Source organism: Euzebyales bacterium, assembly GCA_036374135.1.
Lineage (GTDB): Bacteria > Actinomycetota > Nitriliruptoria > Euzebyales > JAHELV01 > JAHELV01.
The window spans coordinates 20,897-37,415 of record DASUUK010000045.1 but is presented as its reverse complement, the minus strand read 5'-3'; the positions used below and the strand labels follow the sequence as shown (position 1 = coordinate 37,415).

The window sequence follows — 16,519 nt, the reverse complement described above, 5'->3', positions numbered from 1 at the left end:
GGGTTGGCGCCATGCGGCCGCCACGTCTCCGGCGCCCGTCCCGATGATGTCGGGCGCTATTCCTCGTCGTGCTCGCGCCGGCCGCTGCCGCGACGCCCCCAGCCGAGAGCGCGTTCGATGGTCCGGCCGGACGTCCGGACCACACTGATCGTCCCCTCGCCGACGCCGGTCACCAGCGCCGGCAGCGCGGGCTGACCGGCCTCGCGACGCAGGAGCGCCCAGTTGATGATGAACAGGACGGTGGCGGCAGCGGGCAGCACGATGTACGGCGCCGTCCGCACGATCTCCCCACGCAGCATGATGTCGCGCAGCGCCTGGATCGCATACGTCGCGGGCAGCAGCAGGCCGACCAGCTTCCCGACTCCGACGAAGAACTGTGTGCTGAGCACGAAGCCACTGAAGAACACGCTCGCCAGCAGGACGCCCATTGCCATCTGCACGGCCTGCGTGGTCGACGATGACAGCTCGGCGATCAGGAATCCGATGCCGGTCGAGGTCAGCAGCAGCGCCACGACCACCGCCGTCAGCAACGCCCACGATCCGAGCATCGGTACGCCCAGGCCACCCACCAGCAGCGCCACCATCAGGGTCATGGTCGGCATGGCCAGGACCAATGCGCCCCCGTACCGTCCGAGCAGGCGTTCCAGGGGTGTGAGCGGTGCGACGGCGAACAGTTCGATCGTGCCGTACTGCTCCTCCTGCACGGTCGCGAGGGAGACCGTGGTGATGAGCAGGTGCTGTCCCAGCAGCACGAGCACCGCCGGGGCGTAGAAGTCCGGCAGGCCGATCGCGCCGCCCTGTACGCGCTCGACCCGGCTCGTCAACGGGCTGATCGCGACCTCCGGCGACAGGCTGGTGAAGGCGTCGATCTCCTGCTGCGCCTGTTCCAGGTCCTGTTCGATCTCGGCCAGGCGCGCCGTGTCGGTGGTGGCGGGATCGGCGACCGCCGTGATGCGGTCCAGCGTGACCAGGGTGCGGTCGAGCTCGTTCAGCGGTGTGCTGGCAGGGTCCCCCGCGCCGCTGGCCGCCGCAGCCGTGACCGGGCCGAGCAGCAGTCGAGCGGCAGCGAGGTTGCGCCGTACCTGGGGAACGGCCCGGCGGGCGCGTGCGATGTCGCCTTCCTCCAGCGAGGTGCGGAGCAGTCGGACCGCGGCCAGCGTGCGTTCGAGGCGGTCCCGGCCCTCGACCGCGTCGCGCTGCGCGTCGCGGAGCAGCGCCGCGACGAAGCTCTCGTTGAGCTCACCGACCGACAGTTGCGTCGCGGTGCCGATCGCCCGCGCCTCCAGGGGGTCGATGAAGTTGTGGTACAGGATCGCCTCCGCCGGTTCGCCGCGACGGATGGTCTGCTGCGGCTCGTTGGGCAGCGCCAGGACGATGTCGATCTGTCCGTCGCGCAGACGCTCGAGCGCGTCGTCCCTCGCCGGGGTGACCTCCGAGATCTCGAACCGGCCGGATTCGTTGAACCGGAACTGCTGGAACAGGTTGAACAGGGCGCTGTCCCGCTGGACGACGACCACCGTCTCGAGCTCCGGCGCCAGGTCGCCGAGGCTGGCGCCGAACACGAGCAGCAGGATGAACGGTCCGAGGATCACGCCGAGCAGCAGCTGCGGCTGGCGGATGATCTCGACGACGTCCTTCCGCACGAAGGCGAGGGTCCGGATCATCCACGGCTGCAGCCGTGCTTCCACGCGCATCCTCCGAGTTGATCCAGCGGGCTGCTGGCAAGGTAGCGCAGGGCCCTGGTGTCCGCCGTTGGCCGCCGACGCGGTGTGCCGCGTACACTGGCCGCCCGACCGGTGCACCCGGTCGAGCGCCGTTACGTCCGTATCCCACGAGGAGCCGATGCAACCCGCCATCGACGACGCGATCTACTTCCAGCAGTACGGCACGGTCCTCGCCCTGGCCGCCGCCGGCGTGATCCTGGTCGCTGCCGCCTTCCTGATCAACCGCCTGGTCAGTCCGGACCGCAAGTACGGGTACAAGCTGAACACGTACGAATGCGGCATCGACCCCGTGGGTCAGGGCTGGTCACAGTCGCACATCAGGTACTACATGTTCGCGTTCATGTTCGTGGTGTTCGACGTCGAGACGCTGTTCGTCTTCCCGTGGGCGACGGTGCTCGGACGTGAGGGCAACCCCGAGGCGGTGTTCATGCTCGGCGTGATGCTGGTGTTCCTGTTCTTCGTCACCATCACGCTGCCCTACGAGTGGAAGAAGGGCGTGCTCAAGTGGGTCTGATCGACCAGGTCGAGACACCCCAGCCCCTGAAGTTCGTTCTCAACTGGGGACGCCGGTACAGCCTGTGGGTCATGAACTTCGGGCTCGCGTGCTGCGCGATCGAGTTCATCGCCACATCGGCCGCGCGCCACGACTTCATCAGGCTGGGTGTCATCCCGTTCGCCCACGGTCCACGCCAGGCGGATCTCATGGTCGTGGCCGGCACGCTGACCGACAAGATGGCACCGGCGATCAAGCGGCTTTACGACCAGATGCCCGACCCCAAGTACGTGATCTCGTTCGGGTCGTGCTCGAACTGCGGTGGGCCCTACTGGGACAGCTACTCGGTGACCAAGGGCGTCGACCAGATCGTGCCGGTCGACGTGTACGTTCCGGGCTGTCCGCCGCGCCCGGAGGCGCTGCTCGAGGGCATCGTGAAGCTGCAGGAGATGATCCAGGGCGAGTCGCTCAAGGAGCGGTACGCCGCGCGAGAGGCCCGCCGGCCGATCGTCGTGGGCGGCGGTGACCCGACCCGCCACCCCGCCGACGACCCGATGTGACGAAAGGCCGGCTGTGAGCAGTGCCACAGGGGCGGTCGAGCCCGCCCGCATGTCGCCCGATGACCTCGCGACCTACCTCGGCGACCGACTGGAGCAGCGGGTGCTCGACCGCCTCGTCGCGCATGATCAGCTGACCCTCACGGTAGAGCCGTCGGCGGTACCCATCGCCGTCCAGTTGTGTCGTGACGACCCGCGACTCGCCTTCGACTTCTTCGACTTCCTGACCGGTGTCGACGAGCGTGAGGACGGCTTCGCGGTCATCATCCACCTGTACTCGACGCAGCATCGTCATCACATCCAGATCCGGGCGCTGGCCGACGGCGGTCGCGACGCGCCGACGTTGCCGACGATCAGTCACCTCTACCGCGGGGCCAACTGGCACGAGCGCGAGACCTACGACATGTTCGGCATCACGTTCGACGGGCATCCCGGGTTGCTGCCGCGCATCCTGACGGTCGAGAACTTCGAAGGCTTCCCGCTGCGCAAGGAGTTCCTCCTGATGACGCGGGAGGTCAAGCCGTGGCCGGGGCTCAAGGAGCCCAAGGAGGTCGAAGAGAACGGCGACGACGACGGCGACGCTGCGGCGTCGCGCGGCCCATCCGCCGAGGAGAAGGCCCGCATGGCGCGCGAGAAGGCCGAGCGCGCGAAGGCCAAGGCCGCCGAGGCACGCAAGAGGCGCGCCCGGGAGCGGACGAGCGCGGACACGCCTCCGGCCGCCTCTGAGGAGGTCGAACAGCCAGCCGGCGCGGGCGAGGTCGGCCCCGAGAAGGAGGCGGCACTGGCCGCTGGTGCCGGTGACGACGAGATCGCCAGCGACCCGCAGCAGGCGGCGGCCGTGGCGGATGACGCCGTGGCCAAGGACGCCGCCGCGGGCGCCGTCGGTGGGGACACCGCCGCCGGTGCACCGGGTGACGTCAGCGGTGAGGACCAGCCGGTCGCTGACGAGGCACGTGAAGCGGAGATGGCGACCACCGGCGCCGATGCGACTCCCTCCGGTACGCCCGGGGTGGAGGCCGAGGGTCGTCATGCCGGAGCAGGAGCGCAGGCGGGAGATGTCCCGGCCGACGAGACGCCGCAGATGACGTCCGACACGCAGGACGCCGAGTCGGCCCCACCGGCCGGTCAGGCGCCCGACGCCGGCGCCGGTGTCGCGCCGGCGTTCCAGGGAGATGACGGCGTCGCAGGACTCCCGCCGCGCGGGCCGGGCGAGGAGGAGCCTCGCGCGCTCGCGGGCGACGGCGTGGGTGCCACGCCGCTCGCCGATGAGGTCGACCCGCTGGCGACCGGGACCTGGGCCGACCGACCGGATCTCGACCGCCCTGTGGGCACCGACGCCGACGACCGCATCAGGCGGCTGGAGGACGAGCGCCCGGACGAAGGGGCGGGGACACCCGACTCGATCACGTTGCGTCCCGCCGTCGGCGGCCAGTTGCCGCCCGTGCCGGGGGAGGACGAGGACACCGCACGCCCGGACGATGCTGACAGCACCACAGCCGAGGACGCGGACGTGGCCGACGCCGGCGCGGTCGACGACGAGGACGAGCAGGCCTGAGTGCTGCTCGTCGGCACCGACGCGGCACCCGCCGTGCGCGTCGGCGTGTCGCGGTCCGGCGCCCCGATCATGCTCGCCGTGTGACCGCGGCCGTTGGGCTCGGCGGGGCATGTCCGCATACACTGGCCCCCCGTCCCGGGAGGCAGCTGCCCCGGGACTGCAGCGACGTCCGCGGACCAGGAGCCGGAACATCCACATGACCTCATCCAGCGGCAGGTCGCGTTCCGCCGCCGTATGGGCCGCGGTGCTCAGCAGCGACGCGGCGGATCGCCGCAGAGGGGCGCAGGCATGACGGAGACGATGCTGCCCAAGCCCGGAGCGAACGTCCTGCCCGGGCCTCCCGGCGAGTCGATGCTGGTCGAGGTCCGGGGCGAGGGCGAGCTGGCCACGCAGGACATGAGCCTGAACATCGGCCCGCAGCACCCGGCCACCCACGGCGTGCTGCGGGTGGTGATCGATCTCGACGGCGAGGTCATCGCGCGGGCCACACCGGTGATCGGCTACATGCACCGGGGCTTCGAGAAGCTGGCCGAGGCGCGCGACTACCGCCAGATCATCGCGCTGGTCAACCGCCACGACTGGTTGTCGGCGTTCTGCAACGAGCTCGGCGTGGCCATGGCCGTCGAGCGCATGATGGAGCTCGAGGTGCCTGAGCGCGCCCAGTGGATCCGCGTGCTGATGGCCGAGTGGAACCGCGTGCTCAACCACCTGATGTTCGTCGGCTCGTTCGGTCTGGAGCTCGGCGCGATCACGCCCGTGTTCTTCGCCTTCCGTGAGCGCGAGGACATCCAGCACCTGATGGAGAGCGCGACGGGCGGGCGCCTGCACTTCACCTACAACCGGGTCGGCGGCCTCAAGGAGGATCTGCCGCGGGGATTCCTGGCGGCCAGCCAGCAGATGGTGCGCAACGTGCGCATGCGCAACCAGGAGTACCGCGACCTGTTGCAGGGCAACGAGATCTTCATGGCCCGCACCAAGGGCGTCGGCGTCCTCGATCCCCGGGTGGCGCTGAGTTACGGCGTGTCGGGTCCGACGCTGCACGCGACCGGTGTCGGCGAGGACTGTCGGGTCACGGAGCCGTACGCGATGTACGACAAGGTCGACGTGCACGTGCCGACCGGGACCAACGGCGACAGCTTCGACCGGTTCATGATGCTGCTGGACCGCATCGACGCGAGCCTCGACATCATCGAGCAGGTGCTCGGCAGCATCCCATCCGGTCCGGTCAACGTGAAGCTGCCGAAGGTCGTGAAGGCGCCGGAGGGCGCCATCTACGTCCGCACCGAGAACCCGCTGGGCCAGGGCGGCTACTACCTGGTGTCGGACGGGCGCAAGAACCCGTGGCGGTTGAAGATGCGCACGCCCAGCTTCAACAACATCTCGATGGTCCCGCACCTGCTCGAGGACGCGCTGCTGCCGGACATGATCGCGATCCTGGGCAGCGTGTTCTTCGTCGTCGGCGACGTGGACCGTTAGGGGCGGACGAGCTCGATGGAAACCCTGTTCACGCTGGACAACGTCTGGCTCGCGCTGATCCTCAAGGTGCTCGCCGTCATCGTGATCTTCCTGACCGTGCCCCTGGTGATGGGCTACATGGAGCACAAGGTGCTGGCGCACATGCAGGCGCGGCTCGGGCCCATGGAGGCGCTGCCCCACGGCGTCGGTCAGCTGGTTGCCGACGGCATCAAGTTCCTCCAGAAGGAGAACATCGTGCCGGCCGCGGCCGACAAGCGGGTGTTCGGACTGGCGCCCGGCGTCATGCTGATCCCGGCCATCGTCGTGCTGACCGTCATTCCGTTCGGACCCGGGGCGTTCGCCGAGAACCTCGACGCCGGCATCTTCTTCGCGCTCGCAGTGTCATCGATCGGCACGATCGGGCTGCTGATGGCCGGGTGGTCCAGCGCGAACAAGTACTCACTGATGGGCGGCCTGCGGGGTGCCGCGCAGCTGATCGCCTACGAACTGCCGATGGTGCTGGCGGCTGCTGCGGTGGTCCTGCAGGCAGAGACGCTGTCGCTGGTGGGCATCGTCGAGGCGCAGGCGGACTTCCAGCTCTTCGGCACGATCACCATCCCGTACGCCGTGCCGCACTTCTTCGGCCTGGCCCTGTTCTTCATGTCGGCGGTCGCCGAGCTCAACCGTCCGCCGTTCGACATGCCGATCGCGGACGCCGAGCTGATCGCCGGCCACATGACCGAGTACACCGGCATCCGCTTCGCGTTCTTCCTGCTCAGCGAGTACGCGGGCATGGTTGTGTTCGGCGCCCTGGCCACCGTGCTGTTCCTCGGTGGCTGGTATCCGTGGCCCGGCTTCCTGCTGCCCGACGGCTGGCTCGGGGTGGTGGTCGGCTTCGGCACGACCATCGGCAAGATCGCCGCCTTCATGTTCCTGTTCATCTGGCTGCGGGCGACGTTCCCGCGGCTGCGCGAAGACCAGCTGCAGCGGCTGTCGTGGCTGATCCTCATCCCGCTCGCGATCCTGCAGATCGTCGTCGTCGCGATCGCCAAGGTGGTGGCATAGTGCCGTCGCTGCCCGCTCCGCCGAAGATCGGCCTCGTCAAAGGTCTGGGCCTGACGCTCAAGACCTTGCTGACGCCGGCCACGACGGCGCAGTACCCGCACGTCAAGCCCGATCTGCCGCCACGCACGCGCGGCGTCATCGCGCTGATGGAAGAGAACTGCACCGTCTGCATGCTCTGCGCGCGCGAATGCCCGGACTGGTGCATCTACATCGACTCGCGCAAGGAGACGGTCCCGGCTCCCGGCGGTGGCGGCCGCATGCGCACCCGCAACACACTGGAGCGCTTCGCGATCGACTTCGCGCTGTGCATGTACTGCGGCATCTGTGTCGAGGTGTGCCCGTTCGACGCGCTGTTCTGGTCGCCCGAGTTCGAGTACTCGACCTACTCGATCCGCGAGCTGACGCACGAGCGCGACCAGTTGCGGCGCTGGATGGACACGGTGCCGCCACCGCCCGCGCTGGAGGTCGGCGCTGAGACGCCCGGTGAGATCGAGACGGGACTCGACAAGGCGCGCAAGGAGGCCGAGGACCAGATCTCGGCCCTGCTGGCCGCCCAGGGGCAGGCCACTGACGGTGCCCAGCCCGATGCGTCCGGCGGCGGCGGCGCTGCCACGGCCGTCGACGACGAGCCGCACGTCGAGGCGCAGGTCGACCAGGAGTTCTACGACGCGCAGATCGCCGACGGCGTACCTGAGCGCGTCGCCCGCGCCAAGGCCAAGGCCCACTACGTCCGCACCGAACGTGTCCGCATCAAGGCCCAACGCGCCGAGGGCTGACGGCCGGGCCGTGGTGCGTCGGTCGCGCTCAGTTGGTACCGTGCCGCGTACACTTGGCCGGGTCCTGCGAGGCACGACGACGCGCGTTCGGCCGCGTCGGTGCGCGGTGCCGCGCGACGGACGACCGCGTCACGCTGGCACGACGGATCTACGAAAGAGCACAGCTTGCTGAGCATCCAGGACCTCGCGATGTTAGGTGTCGCGGTCATCGGCGGCGCCGCCGCGCTGCTGGTGGTCCTGTCGCGCAACGTCGTGCACTCGGCCCTGTATCTGGTGATCGCCCTGTTGTCGGTCGCCGGAACCTTCCTGCTGCTCGGCGCGGAGTTCCTCGCCTGGGCGCAGGTGCTGGTCTACGTCGGCGCGGTCGTCGTGCTCATCCTCTTCGGCCTCATGCTCACACGAGCGCCGATCGGGCCGATGCCACAGGAGAGCGACGTCGGCCCGTGGTTCCCGCTGGTGCCGGCCGGTGGGCTGTTCGGCGTGCTGACGTACCTGATCTTCACCCAGTTCGGCGGTGAGCGCATCGACCTGACCGTGGTGCGCACGAGCGCGCTCGGCCAGCAGCTCTACGTGGAATGGGCGTTCCCGTTCATGGTGCTGGGCTACTTCCTTACCGTCGCACTGATCGGCGCCGTCGTCATCGCCCGTCGCGAGGAGGGCGAGGGCCCGGTCCCGGCCGAGGATCACGAGCGGCTCGAGGCCACCTACACCGACGCGACGCCGTCGCCCGGTCGCCTGGCACCGCATGCGGGCGCCCGTGACCGGGTCGACACGTCGGGTACCGAGGGTCCGGTGCCGGACGAGGTGCGCTCATGACGCACCTCACCGTTGGACGCGATCGAGTGGACGCATGAACGCGTCGTTCCCGCTGCTGTTCGCGGCCGCGCTGTTTTGCATCGGTGTCTACGGGGTGCTCAGCCGACGCAACGCCATCATGGTCCTGATGAGCGTCGAGCTGATGTTGGCCGCCGTGATAATCAACCTCGTGGCGTTCGGCGCGCTGGCGCCGGTCGTCGAGCGCGAGCACGTGGGCCAGATCTTCGCCCTGTTCGTCCTGGCGATCGGCGCCGCCGAGGTGGGCATCGGCCTGGCGATCGTGCTGCTGCTGTACCGCAACCGGGCGTCGGTCAACATCGACGACGCCGATCTCATGAAGTACTGATGCGCGCCACGAGCGCGCGGTCGGTCCCCGCCGCGCCCCGCCACCGCACCCGTCCCACGACCACACCGCCGGCACCGGCGCAGGAAGGAGTCTGACGCATGGCGCAGTACGCGTGGCTCATCCCGCTGCTGCCGGCAGTGTCCGCGTTGATCATCTGGCTGTTCGGCAGGAAGCTGGCCAGGGGCGGCGCGTTGGTCGGCATCACGGCGGTCGGGCTGGCGTTCCTCGCGGCGCTGGGCGTCGCGGCGGAGGTGTTCCCGGCCAACGTCGACGCCGTGCTCACGGCCGAGGAGGCGCTCCACGAGGAGGGTGGCGTCCACAGCGAGGAGGGCGAGGGCGACCACGGCGAGGTGGAAGGTGCCGCCGAGGGCGAGGATCACGCCGGTGCGGCGACCGTGCTCGTGGCATCGGCGGACGACGCGCTGATCGCCGCCGCCGAGAACGAGGCGGAGGAGGTCGTCCAGGTGCCCGCTGGGGCACAGGCGTTCCTGTACGAGTCCGGCACCGACATCACGGGCATGGAGCAGGCACCGTTCGACGCGGGCATCCGCGTCGACGGGCTCGCGGCGATGATGTTCCTGCTGGTCACCTTCGTGAGCCTCATGGTGCAGATCTACTCGCTCGGCTACATGGAGGGCGACCCGCGGTTCACCTGGTTCTACGCGCTGTTGAGCGTGTTCACGATGTCGATGCTGCTGCTGGTCATCAGCAACAACCTCATGTTGCTACTCGTCGGGTGGGAGCTCGTCGGCGTCTGTTCGTTCCTGCTCATCGGCTTCTGGTGGGAGGAGAAGGCGAACTCGAGTGCGGCGATCAAGGCGTTCCTGACCACCAAGTTCGGCGACGTCGGGCTGGTCGTCGGGATCATGGCCATGTGGGGCATGTTCCGCACGTTCGACATCGGCGAGATCATCACGATGGTGGACGAGGGCACCCAGGCCGGGGGAGCGGAGCTCAACACCGGGTTGCTGACGTTTGCGCTGGTGGCCATGTTCGGCGGAGCGATCGGCAAGTCGGCGCAGTTCCCGCTCCACACCTGGCTGCCGGACGCGATGGCGGGCCCCACGCCGGTGAGCGCCCTGATCCACGCGGCGACCATGGTGACCGCCGGCGTGTTCCTGATCGCGCGGCTGTTCCCGGTGTTCTCGGCCTCCGCGACCGCCCAGGGCGTGATCGCAGTGATCGGAGCGATCACGCTGATCTCGGCCGGGCTGCTGGCCCTGGTGCAGGACGACGTCAAGCGCGTACTGGCCTACTCGACGGTGTCGCAGCTGGGATACATGGTCGCGGCGCTGGCGTTCAGCTACACCGCCGGCATCTTCCACCTGTTCACCCACGGTTTCTTCAAGGCGCTGCTGTTCCTGGGCGCGGGATCACTGATACACGCGGTGCACAGCAACAACATGAGCGACATGGGTGGGCTGCGGAGGTTCATGCCCTACACCTACGTGACCTTCGCGGTCGGCTCGTTCGCGCTGATGGCCATCCCGCCGCTGGCCGGGTTCTGGTCGAAGGACGAGGTGCTCGTCGGTGCCTTCCAGGCCGGCGGCTACGCCGGCAACCTGGTGACGATCCTCGGCGCGGTCGGTGGGTTCGTGACCGCGCTGTACATGACCCGGACGCTGTGGCTGGTGTTCGGGGGCGAGTACCGCGGGCACGGCCATCCGCACGAGAGCCCGGGATCGATGACGTGGCCATTGGTCGCGCTGGCCGTGCCCGCCGCGCTGATCGGCTTCATCAACATGCCAGTGCCGTGGTTCCACGAGCGGGGCTTCGCCGCCTGGACGATGTTCTCGACGGAGTACTTCATCGGTCATCCGGCGGAGTTCAACCTGCTGATCGCCGGTGCCTCGACCCTGCTCGCCATCGGGGCCGCCGCGCTCGGGACCATGTGGTACCGGGAGGCGTGGTCCGCCGAGCGCGATCCGCTGCTCAACATGGGCGCGGTCACGCGGGTGCTCGAGCGCAAGTACTACCTCGACGACCTGTACACCGACCTGATCGTGCGCACCGCGATCCGCGACAAGCTGGCCCCCGCCGCCTACTGGAGCGACCAGCGGGTGCTGGACCGCATCGTGTACGGCGTGGGCGTGGGCGTGAACCGCTTCGCACAGTGGGTCTACGACGTCGGTGACCAGAAGGGCATCGACGCGGGCGTCAACGGCCTGGGGCTGTCGATGCTGTGGTCGTCGGCCAAGGTGCGACTGGCCCAGAGCGGCAACGTGCAGCTCTACGCAGGTGCCATGTTCACAGGTGTGGCGGTGCTCGCGATCGTGTTCGCGGTCGCGTAGCGCCGGCAGGAACGACATGCACGACGTAGCGGTGGCGGCCAGTGACGGACAGACCTCAAGTAGCGAAGCGGTAGGTCACGAAGAGAGAAGAGGGAAGCACGCATGAGTTGGGAAAGCTCGGCGCTGACGATCACGGTGTTCCTGCCACTGGTCGGTGCGGCGCTGATCGCGCTCATCCCCAAGGAGCGGGAGGAGAGCGCCCGCCCGGTCGCGCTGATCGTGTCGGTGATCGGCTTCGCGCTGTCGCTGCTGATCCTGGCCGGCTACGACTTCGGCCTGCGCGGGCTGCAGTTCGAGGTCGAGGCGCCGTGGCTCAGCGTGATCGGGGCGAACTACCACCTCGCGATCGACGGCGTCAGCCTGCCACTGTTCGTGCTCAGCTACCTGCTGACGTTCCTGTGCAGCGTCTACGCCTACAGCCACATCGAGGACCCGGGCAAGCCGAAGGCGTTCCTGGCACTGATGCTCGTGCTGCAGACAGGCATGGCTGGCACGTTCGTGGCGTTCGACCTCGTGCTGTTCTTCATATTCTGGGAGCTCGTGCTCGTCCCGATGTACTTCATGATCGGGATCTGGGGCGGGCCCAACCGCATGTACGCCGCCGTCAAGTTCTTCCTGTACACGCTCTTCGGCTCGGTGTTCATGCTGGTCGCGTTCCTGGCGATCTACTTCACGCTTCCAGGCGCTGAGCGGACCTTCGACATCCCGCAGTTGACGCAGCTGGCCATGGAGGGCGCTTTCACGCAGGAGTTCCAGATCCTGGCCTTCACCGGCGTCTTCCTGGGCTTTGCGATCAAGGTGCCGATGTGGCCGTTCCACACCTGGCTGCCCGACGCGCACACCGAGGCCCCAACGATCGGCAGCGTGCTGCTGGCCGGCATCCTGCTGAAGATGGGCACGTACGGCTTCGTGCGGATCGCGCTGCCGATCCTGCCGGACGGCGCCGTCGCGTTCGCGCCGCTCATCGCCGTGCTGGCGGTCATCGCGATCCTCTACGGCTCGCTGTGCTGCCTGGCCCAGCGTGACCTCAAGCGCCTGATCGCCTTCAGCTCGGTCGGCCACATGGGCTTTGTGATGCTGGGCATCGCCACGCTGACCCCGATCGGCATCAACGCCGCCGTGTTCGGCATGGTCGCCCACGGCGTGATCACCGGCATGCTGTTCTTCGTGGCCGGCAGCATCAAGGAGCGCTACCACACCCGCGAGATCGCCGAGATCGGCGGCGGCATGTTCCAGACCATGCCGAGGATGGGCGCGATCTTCGCCTTCGTGGCGATCGCCAGCCTCGGCCTGCCCGGCCTGGCCGGGTTCTGGGGCGAGATCATGGCGCTGCTCGCGGCGTTCTCGCCGGCCGAGGTGCTCGAGCCCTATCTGGGTCTGTACCGCGTGCTGATGGTGCTCGGCGCCATCGGCACCGTGCTGACGGCCGGCTACTTCCTGTGGATGATGCAGCGGGTGATGATGGGTCAGGCCCCGGAGAAGTGGCGCGAGGCGTCGTTGGCCGACGTCTCCGCGCTCGAGCTCGGCACCTGGCTGCCGCTGCTGATCATGACCGGGCTCCTGGGCGTGCTGCCGGTGCTGGTGACCGGCATCACCGACAGCGACGTGACCCGCATCATGGCCGTGTTCAGCTAGGCGGTCGTGATGCGTCCTCAAGTAGCGGAGCGGTAGGACCCGTGGAGTCCTCAAGTAGCGGAGCGGTAGGACCCGTGGAATGACTGATGTGACCACCGTTGACCTGTTCGCGCTGGCGCCCGAGCTGTCGGTGTTGGCGGGAGCGCTGCTGGTGCTGCTGATCGAGCTGTTCGTCCCCAGCGACCGCAAGCAGCAGGTCAACGCCATCGGCGTGATCGCTGTGCTCGTGGGGCTGGCGTTCGTCGTCGCGCTGGCGGTGTCCGGCGGTGAGCGCGCCGCGTTCGGCAACATGTTCGTCGTCGACACCTATGCGTTGCTGCTGAAGGCGTTCTTCCTGGCGGTCGCGCTGGCGGTGCTGTTCATCTCCTACCGGTACTTCGCGGAGTTCCGCACCTACCAGGGCGAGTACTACTTCCTGCTGCTCAGCGCGTTCCTGGGCTGCATGCTGATGGCGTCAGCGCGTGACCTCGTGATGATCTTCATCGCGCTGGAGCTCGTCAGCGTGCCCGGGTTCGTGATGGCCGGCCTGCGCAAGTTCGACCTGCGCTCCAACGAGGGCGCGATGAAGTTCTTCCTCATCGGTGTGCTGTCGGTCGCGGTGCTGCTGTATGGCCTGTCGATCGTCTACGGCTTCACCGGCACCACCGACCTGGTGGGCGTGGCCGACGCGCTGCGTGGCATGGACGACATCCCGCTGCTCAACGCGAGCATCCTGTTCGTGATCGTCGGGTTCGGGTTCAAGATCTCGGCGGTGCCGTTCCACTTCTGGGCGCCGGACACGTACGAGGGCGCCCCCGTGCCCGTCACGGCCTTCCTGTCGGTGGCGTCGAAGGCCGCCGGGTTCGCGGGGCTGCTGCAGGTGTGCTTCGTCGCGTTCGAGCCGGTCGCCGACGTGTGGGCGGTCCCCCTGGGCATCATCGCCGTCGTCACCATGACGGTCGGCAACCTGACTGCCATGAGCCAGACGAACATCGTCCGCCTGCTGGCGTACTCGTCGATCGGCCACGCCGGCTACATGCTGACGCCGTTCGGTGTTGTGGCCGCCGGCGCGGCGGAGATCAACAGCACGGCGTTCTCGGCTGTGCTGCTGTACCTGCTGGCGTACGGGATCATGAACATGGCGGCGTTCGCCGTCGTCACCGCCGTCACGCGCGGCGATCCGACCCGTGATCTCTCCGACTACGCCGGACTGGGCCAACGCGCCACCGGCATGGCCATGGCGCTGACGATGGCGCTGCTGTCGCTGGGCGGCATCCCGCTGCTGGTCGGATTCTGGGCCAAGTTCTTCGTGTTCCGCGCGGCGGTCGTCGCCAACACGTCGTTCGGGATCTTCCTCGCGTCCGCCGTGGTCATCAACTCGGTCATCGCGATGTTCTACTACCTGAAGATCCTGCGGACGATGTGGATGGACGAGCCGGCGTCCGATGCCGCGCTGCGCCCCGGATTCGCGTTGAACTTCGCAGCGATCGGTCTGGCCGCGCTGACGGTCGGGACGTTCTTCGCGTTCAACCTGTTCGCCAGGGCCGCGGACCTGTCCGCGGTGCTCCTGGCGTCCACCGGCTGACCAGCACGACCGCCGGAATGGGTGGCGGTTGCTCCCGCGTGGCCGGGGCGGTTGCCACGGTGGCGGGCGGCCGTTTGCCGTTTACCTGAGGTTGACCAGATCCGGGGACATCCCTGACGGCCAACGGTGCACGGACTGGCTACCGTTGTCGTGGAGGGTCAGCCGGAACCGGCGCCGGGCCGGATCCGCAGGGAAGCTGACGGACCACGATGTTCAAGTCGCTCAAGACGGGTGTGCTACTGGCCGCGCTGTCCGGCCTGCTGCTGTTCATCGGACAGACGCTCTGGGACGAGAGCGGTCTGATCATCGCGCTCGGCATCGCGCTGGTCATGAACGTCGGCAGCTACTGGTTCTCCGACAAGCTGGCCATCAAGATGGCCCGTGCCCAGCCGGCGAGTCCGCAGCAGTACCCCTGGTACCACGAGCTGGTGCAGGAGCTCGCGGCGAAGGCCAACCAGCCGATGCCGACGCTGTACATCTCGCCGTCGCCGCAGCCCAATGCGTTCGCGACCGGGCGGAACCCGCAGCACGCCGCAGTATGCGTGAACAAGGGCCTGATCGACATCCTCGACCACGATGAGATGGAGGGCGTGCTGGCCCACGAGCTGTCGCACGTCTACAACCGCGACATCCTGATCGGCAGCGTCGCGGCGACGATCGCGACCGCCATCACGTTCGCGGCCCGCATCGGGTTCTGGTTCGGCGGTGGCCGCGACAGCCGTGACAACCCCATCGCGAGCATCGCCATGATCTTCCTCGCCCCGATCGCCGCGATGATCCTACAGCTCGCGGTCACGCGCAGTCGCGAGACACAGGCCGACGCCAGCGGCGCGGAGCTCAGCGGCAAGCCGCTGGCGCTGGCGAGCGCGCTGCGCAAGCTCGAGAGCGGCGGTAGGCAGCTGGCCCGTCAGGGGATCGGTGGCACGCCCGCGGAGCAGCCGACGTCGGCGTTCAGCTCGCTGTACATCTCGGCGCCGTTCGGTGGCCTCGTGCGCGGTGGGATGGGCAGCCTGTTCCGCTCGCACCCCAAGACCGAGGATCGCGTCCGCAACCTCGAGTCCATCGCCCGCCGGATGGGCCAGATCGCCTGACCGGGCGGCTGGCGCGGGCCGGGTCGCGCCGTCAGCCGTCGGATCGACCGGACGGCGCACCCGGGCATCCGCCGTCGTGGCCACAGGACGACCGGCAGGACGGTGACCGGTACCGCCCACAGGTCGGTCGCGTCGGCCGTGACCCCCACCGTTGGCGGCGATCGCCGCGCTCCGGTCATCAGCCACTGCAGCCAGCCGAGCCCCACGGCGTACGCGCGTGTCGCTCCGGGCCAGATCTGCACCAACGCGAAACCGACGGCCCAGACGGTCGCGATCGACGCGGTGGCGGCGCCGGGCAGGCGGCGCCGCAGCAGCAGCAGCTCAGTGCAGGACACGACGACGCGGGCGGCACGACGAGTCCCGCGACGTCCGGCAGCTTGCCGGTGACTGGATCGGGCCACACGTCCTTGAGCACATGGTCGTTGAGGCCCAGGATCACCACTGCCGCCAGGTGTGCCGGATGCAGCATGAGCGCCCGTCGGCGACCGGCATCACGTGTGGACGGACCCGAGGCGTCGCGCCCGGACGTTCGCCGCTCGACGTCTGGCGACGAGGCGACCCAGGGCTACTTGTAGTTGGTGAAGCGCAGCGGGAGGTCCTGGTCGTTGGCGCGCAGCAGTGCCTGGACCTCCTGCAGGGCGTCCCGGGACTTCGAAGAGATGCGCAGCTGGTCGCCCTGGATCGCGGGCGTGACCTTCAGCTTCGAGGCCTTGATCTGCTTGACCATCGCCTTGGCCTTGTCGGTCGGGATGCCGTTGACCAGGGCGATGTCCAGGCGGTAGTGACCGCGGGATCCGGGCCTGGGCTCCTCGTGCTCGAGCGCCTTGAGGCTGACCTTGCGCTTGACCAGCTTGGACTTCAGCACGTCGAGGGCCGCCATCACCCGTTCCTCGGAGTTCGCGCCGATGGCGATGCCTTCGCCGGACCACGCGACGCTGGCGCCGGTGTTCTTGAAGTCGTACCGCTGGGCGATCTCCTTGGCGGCCTGGTTGATCGCGTTGTCGACCTCCTGGCGATCGACCTCCGCCACCACGTCGAAGCTGTTCTCGGCCATCGCTGGCTCCTACGTCCTCGCTGTCGTGCGTCGACCCGGCGCCCGTCGTCCACGCGGTGCATCGCGGCCGGAGGTGCGACGACGGTCGCGCGACGTC

At 68.5% G+C, this 16,519-nt stretch carries 14 protein-coding genes; 12 read left to right on the top strand and 2 right to left on the bottom strand.

The window, feature by feature from the left end:
- Positions 1-56 precede the first annotated feature (56 nt).
- A complete protein-coding gene (locus VFZ70_07905) occupies positions 57-1,688 on the bottom strand; it encodes an ABC transporter permease (protein HEX6255721.1) in 1,632 nt (543 codons plus the stop codon).
- A gap of 154 nt (positions 1,689-1,842) precedes the next feature.
- Here VFZ70_07905 and VFZ70_07900 point away from each other — a divergent pair, with 154 nt between their 5' ends.
- The 12 genes from VFZ70_07900 to VFZ70_07845 all read left to right on the top strand — a co-directional run bounded on the left by VFZ70_07900 (position 1,843) and on the right by VFZ70_07845 (position 15,368).
- Entirely contained in the window at positions 1,843-2,238 is a 396-nt protein-coding gene (locus tag VFZ70_07900; GenBank protein ID HEX6255720.1) for an NADH-quinone oxidoreductase subunit A, read from the top strand.
- The gene (locus VFZ70_07895; protein HEX6255719.1) at positions 2,229-2,777 is read left to right on the top strand and encodes an NADH-quinone oxidoreductase subunit B family protein; all 549 of its coding nucleotides are present in this window, start codon (positions 2,229-2,231) and stop codon (positions 2,775-2,777) included. The genes VFZ70_07900 and VFZ70_07895 overlap by 10 nt, the downstream gene beginning before the upstream one ends.
- A 49-nt stretch (positions 2,778-2,826) precedes the next feature.
- Complete coding sequence (locus tag VFZ70_07890; GenBank protein HEX6255718.1) at positions 2,827-4,329, top strand: NADH-quinone oxidoreductase subunit C; 1,503 nt, start codon at positions 2,827-2,829, stop codon at positions 4,327-4,329.
- 288 nt (positions 4,330-4,617) lie between these two features.
- Positions 4,618-5,805 (top strand): NADH-quinone oxidoreductase subunit D, encoded by a 1,188-nt coding sequence (locus tag VFZ70_07885; protein HEX6255717.1) that lies wholly within the window; start codon positions 4,618-4,620, stop codon positions 5,803-5,805.
- Positions 5,806-5,820: 15 nt separating this feature from the next.
- Positions 5,821-6,849, top strand: a complete 1,029-nt coding sequence (locus VFZ70_07880; GenBank protein HEX6255716.1) for a complex I subunit 1 family protein — start codon at positions 5,821-5,823, stop codon at positions 6,847-6,849.
- Positions 6,849-7,625 carry a 4Fe-4S binding protein gene (locus tag VFZ70_07875; protein HEX6255715.1) on the top strand — a complete coding sequence of 259 codons (777 nt, stop codon included), beginning with the start codon at positions 6,849-6,851 and terminating at the stop codon, positions 7,623-7,625. Before VFZ70_07880 ends, VFZ70_07875 begins: the two co-directional genes overlap by 1 nt.
- A gap of 165 nt (positions 7,626-7,790) precedes the next feature.
- Positions 7,791-8,441 carry an NADH-quinone oxidoreductase subunit J gene (locus tag VFZ70_07870; protein HEX6255714.1) on the top strand — a complete coding sequence of 217 codons (651 nt, stop codon included), beginning with the start codon at positions 7,791-7,793 and terminating at the stop codon, positions 8,439-8,441.
- A 34-nt stretch (positions 8,442-8,475) separates the two neighbouring features.
- Entirely contained in the window at positions 8,476-8,787 is a 312-nt protein-coding gene (nuoK, locus tag VFZ70_07865) for an NADH-quinone oxidoreductase subunit NuoK (GenBank protein HEX6255713.1), read from the top strand.
- Between the two features lie 98 nt (positions 8,788-8,885).
- Positions 8,886-11,078, top strand: a complete 2,193-nt coding sequence (gene nuoL, locus VFZ70_07860; GenBank protein HEX6255712.1) for an NADH-quinone oxidoreductase subunit L — start codon at positions 8,886-8,888, stop codon at positions 11,076-11,078.
- 102 nt (positions 11,079-11,180) lie between these two features.
- The gene (locus VFZ70_07855) at positions 11,181-12,713 is read left to right on the top strand and encodes an NADH-quinone oxidoreductase subunit M (GenBank protein HEX6255711.1); all 1,533 of its coding nucleotides are present in this window, start codon (positions 11,181-11,183) and stop codon (positions 12,711-12,713) included.
- A 79-nt stretch (positions 12,714-12,792) separates the two neighbouring features.
- Positions 12,793-14,277 carry an NADH-quinone oxidoreductase subunit N gene (locus VFZ70_07850; protein ID HEX6255710.1) on the top strand — a complete coding sequence of 495 codons (1,485 nt, stop codon included), beginning with the start codon at positions 12,793-12,795 and terminating at the stop codon, positions 14,275-14,277.
- A gap of 209 nt (positions 14,278-14,486) precedes the next feature.
- On the top strand, positions 14,487-15,368 hold the full coding sequence (locus VFZ70_07845) for a zinc metalloprotease HtpX (protein HEX6255709.1): 882 nt from the start codon (positions 14,487-14,489) through the stop codon (positions 15,366-15,368).
- A 565-nt stretch (positions 15,369-15,933) separates the two neighbouring features.
- Here VFZ70_07845 and VFZ70_07840 read toward each other — a convergent pair.
- Complete coding sequence (locus tag VFZ70_07840; protein HEX6255708.1) at positions 15,934-16,422, bottom strand: YajQ family cyclic di-GMP-binding protein; 489 nt, start codon at positions 16,420-16,422, stop codon at positions 15,934-15,936.
- Between the last annotated feature and the right edge of the window lie 97 nt (positions 16,423-16,519).

Coding starts and splice junctions, on each gene's coding strand:
- VFZ70_07900 (HEX6255720.1), top strand. CDS start 1,843: ATGCAACCCGCCATCGACGACGCGATCTACTTCCAGCAGTACGGCACG.
- VFZ70_07890 (HEX6255718.1), top strand. CDS start 2,827: ATGTCGCCCGATGACCTCGCGACCTACCTCGGCGACCGACTGGAGCAG.
- VFZ70_07885 (HEX6255717.1), top strand. CDS start 4,618: ATGACGGAGACGATGCTGCCCAAGCCCGGAGCGAACGTCCTGCCCGGG.
- VFZ70_07880 (HEX6255716.1), top strand. CDS start 5,821: ATGGAAACCCTGTTCACGCTGGACAACGTCTGGCTCGCGCTGATCCTC.
- nuoK (HEX6255713.1), top strand. CDS start 8,476: ATGAACGCGTCGTTCCCGCTGCTGTTCGCGGCCGCGCTGTTTTGCATC.
- nuoL (HEX6255712.1), top strand. CDS start 8,886: ATGGCGCAGTACGCGTGGCTCATCCCGCTGCTGCCGGCAGTGTCCGCG.
- VFZ70_07855 (HEX6255711.1), top strand. CDS start 11,181: ATGAGTTGGGAAAGCTCGGCGCTGACGATCACGGTGTTCCTGCCACTG.
- VFZ70_07850 (HEX6255710.1), top strand. CDS start 12,793: ATGACTGATGTGACCACCGTTGACCTGTTCGCGCTGGCGCCCGAGCTG.
- VFZ70_07845 (HEX6255709.1), top strand. CDS start 14,487: ATGTTCAAGTCGCTCAAGACGGGTGTGCTACTGGCCGCGCTGTCCGGC.
- VFZ70_07840 (HEX6255708.1), bottom strand. CDS start 16,422: ATGGCCGAGAACAGCTTCGACGTGGTGGCGGAGGTCGATCGCCAGGAG.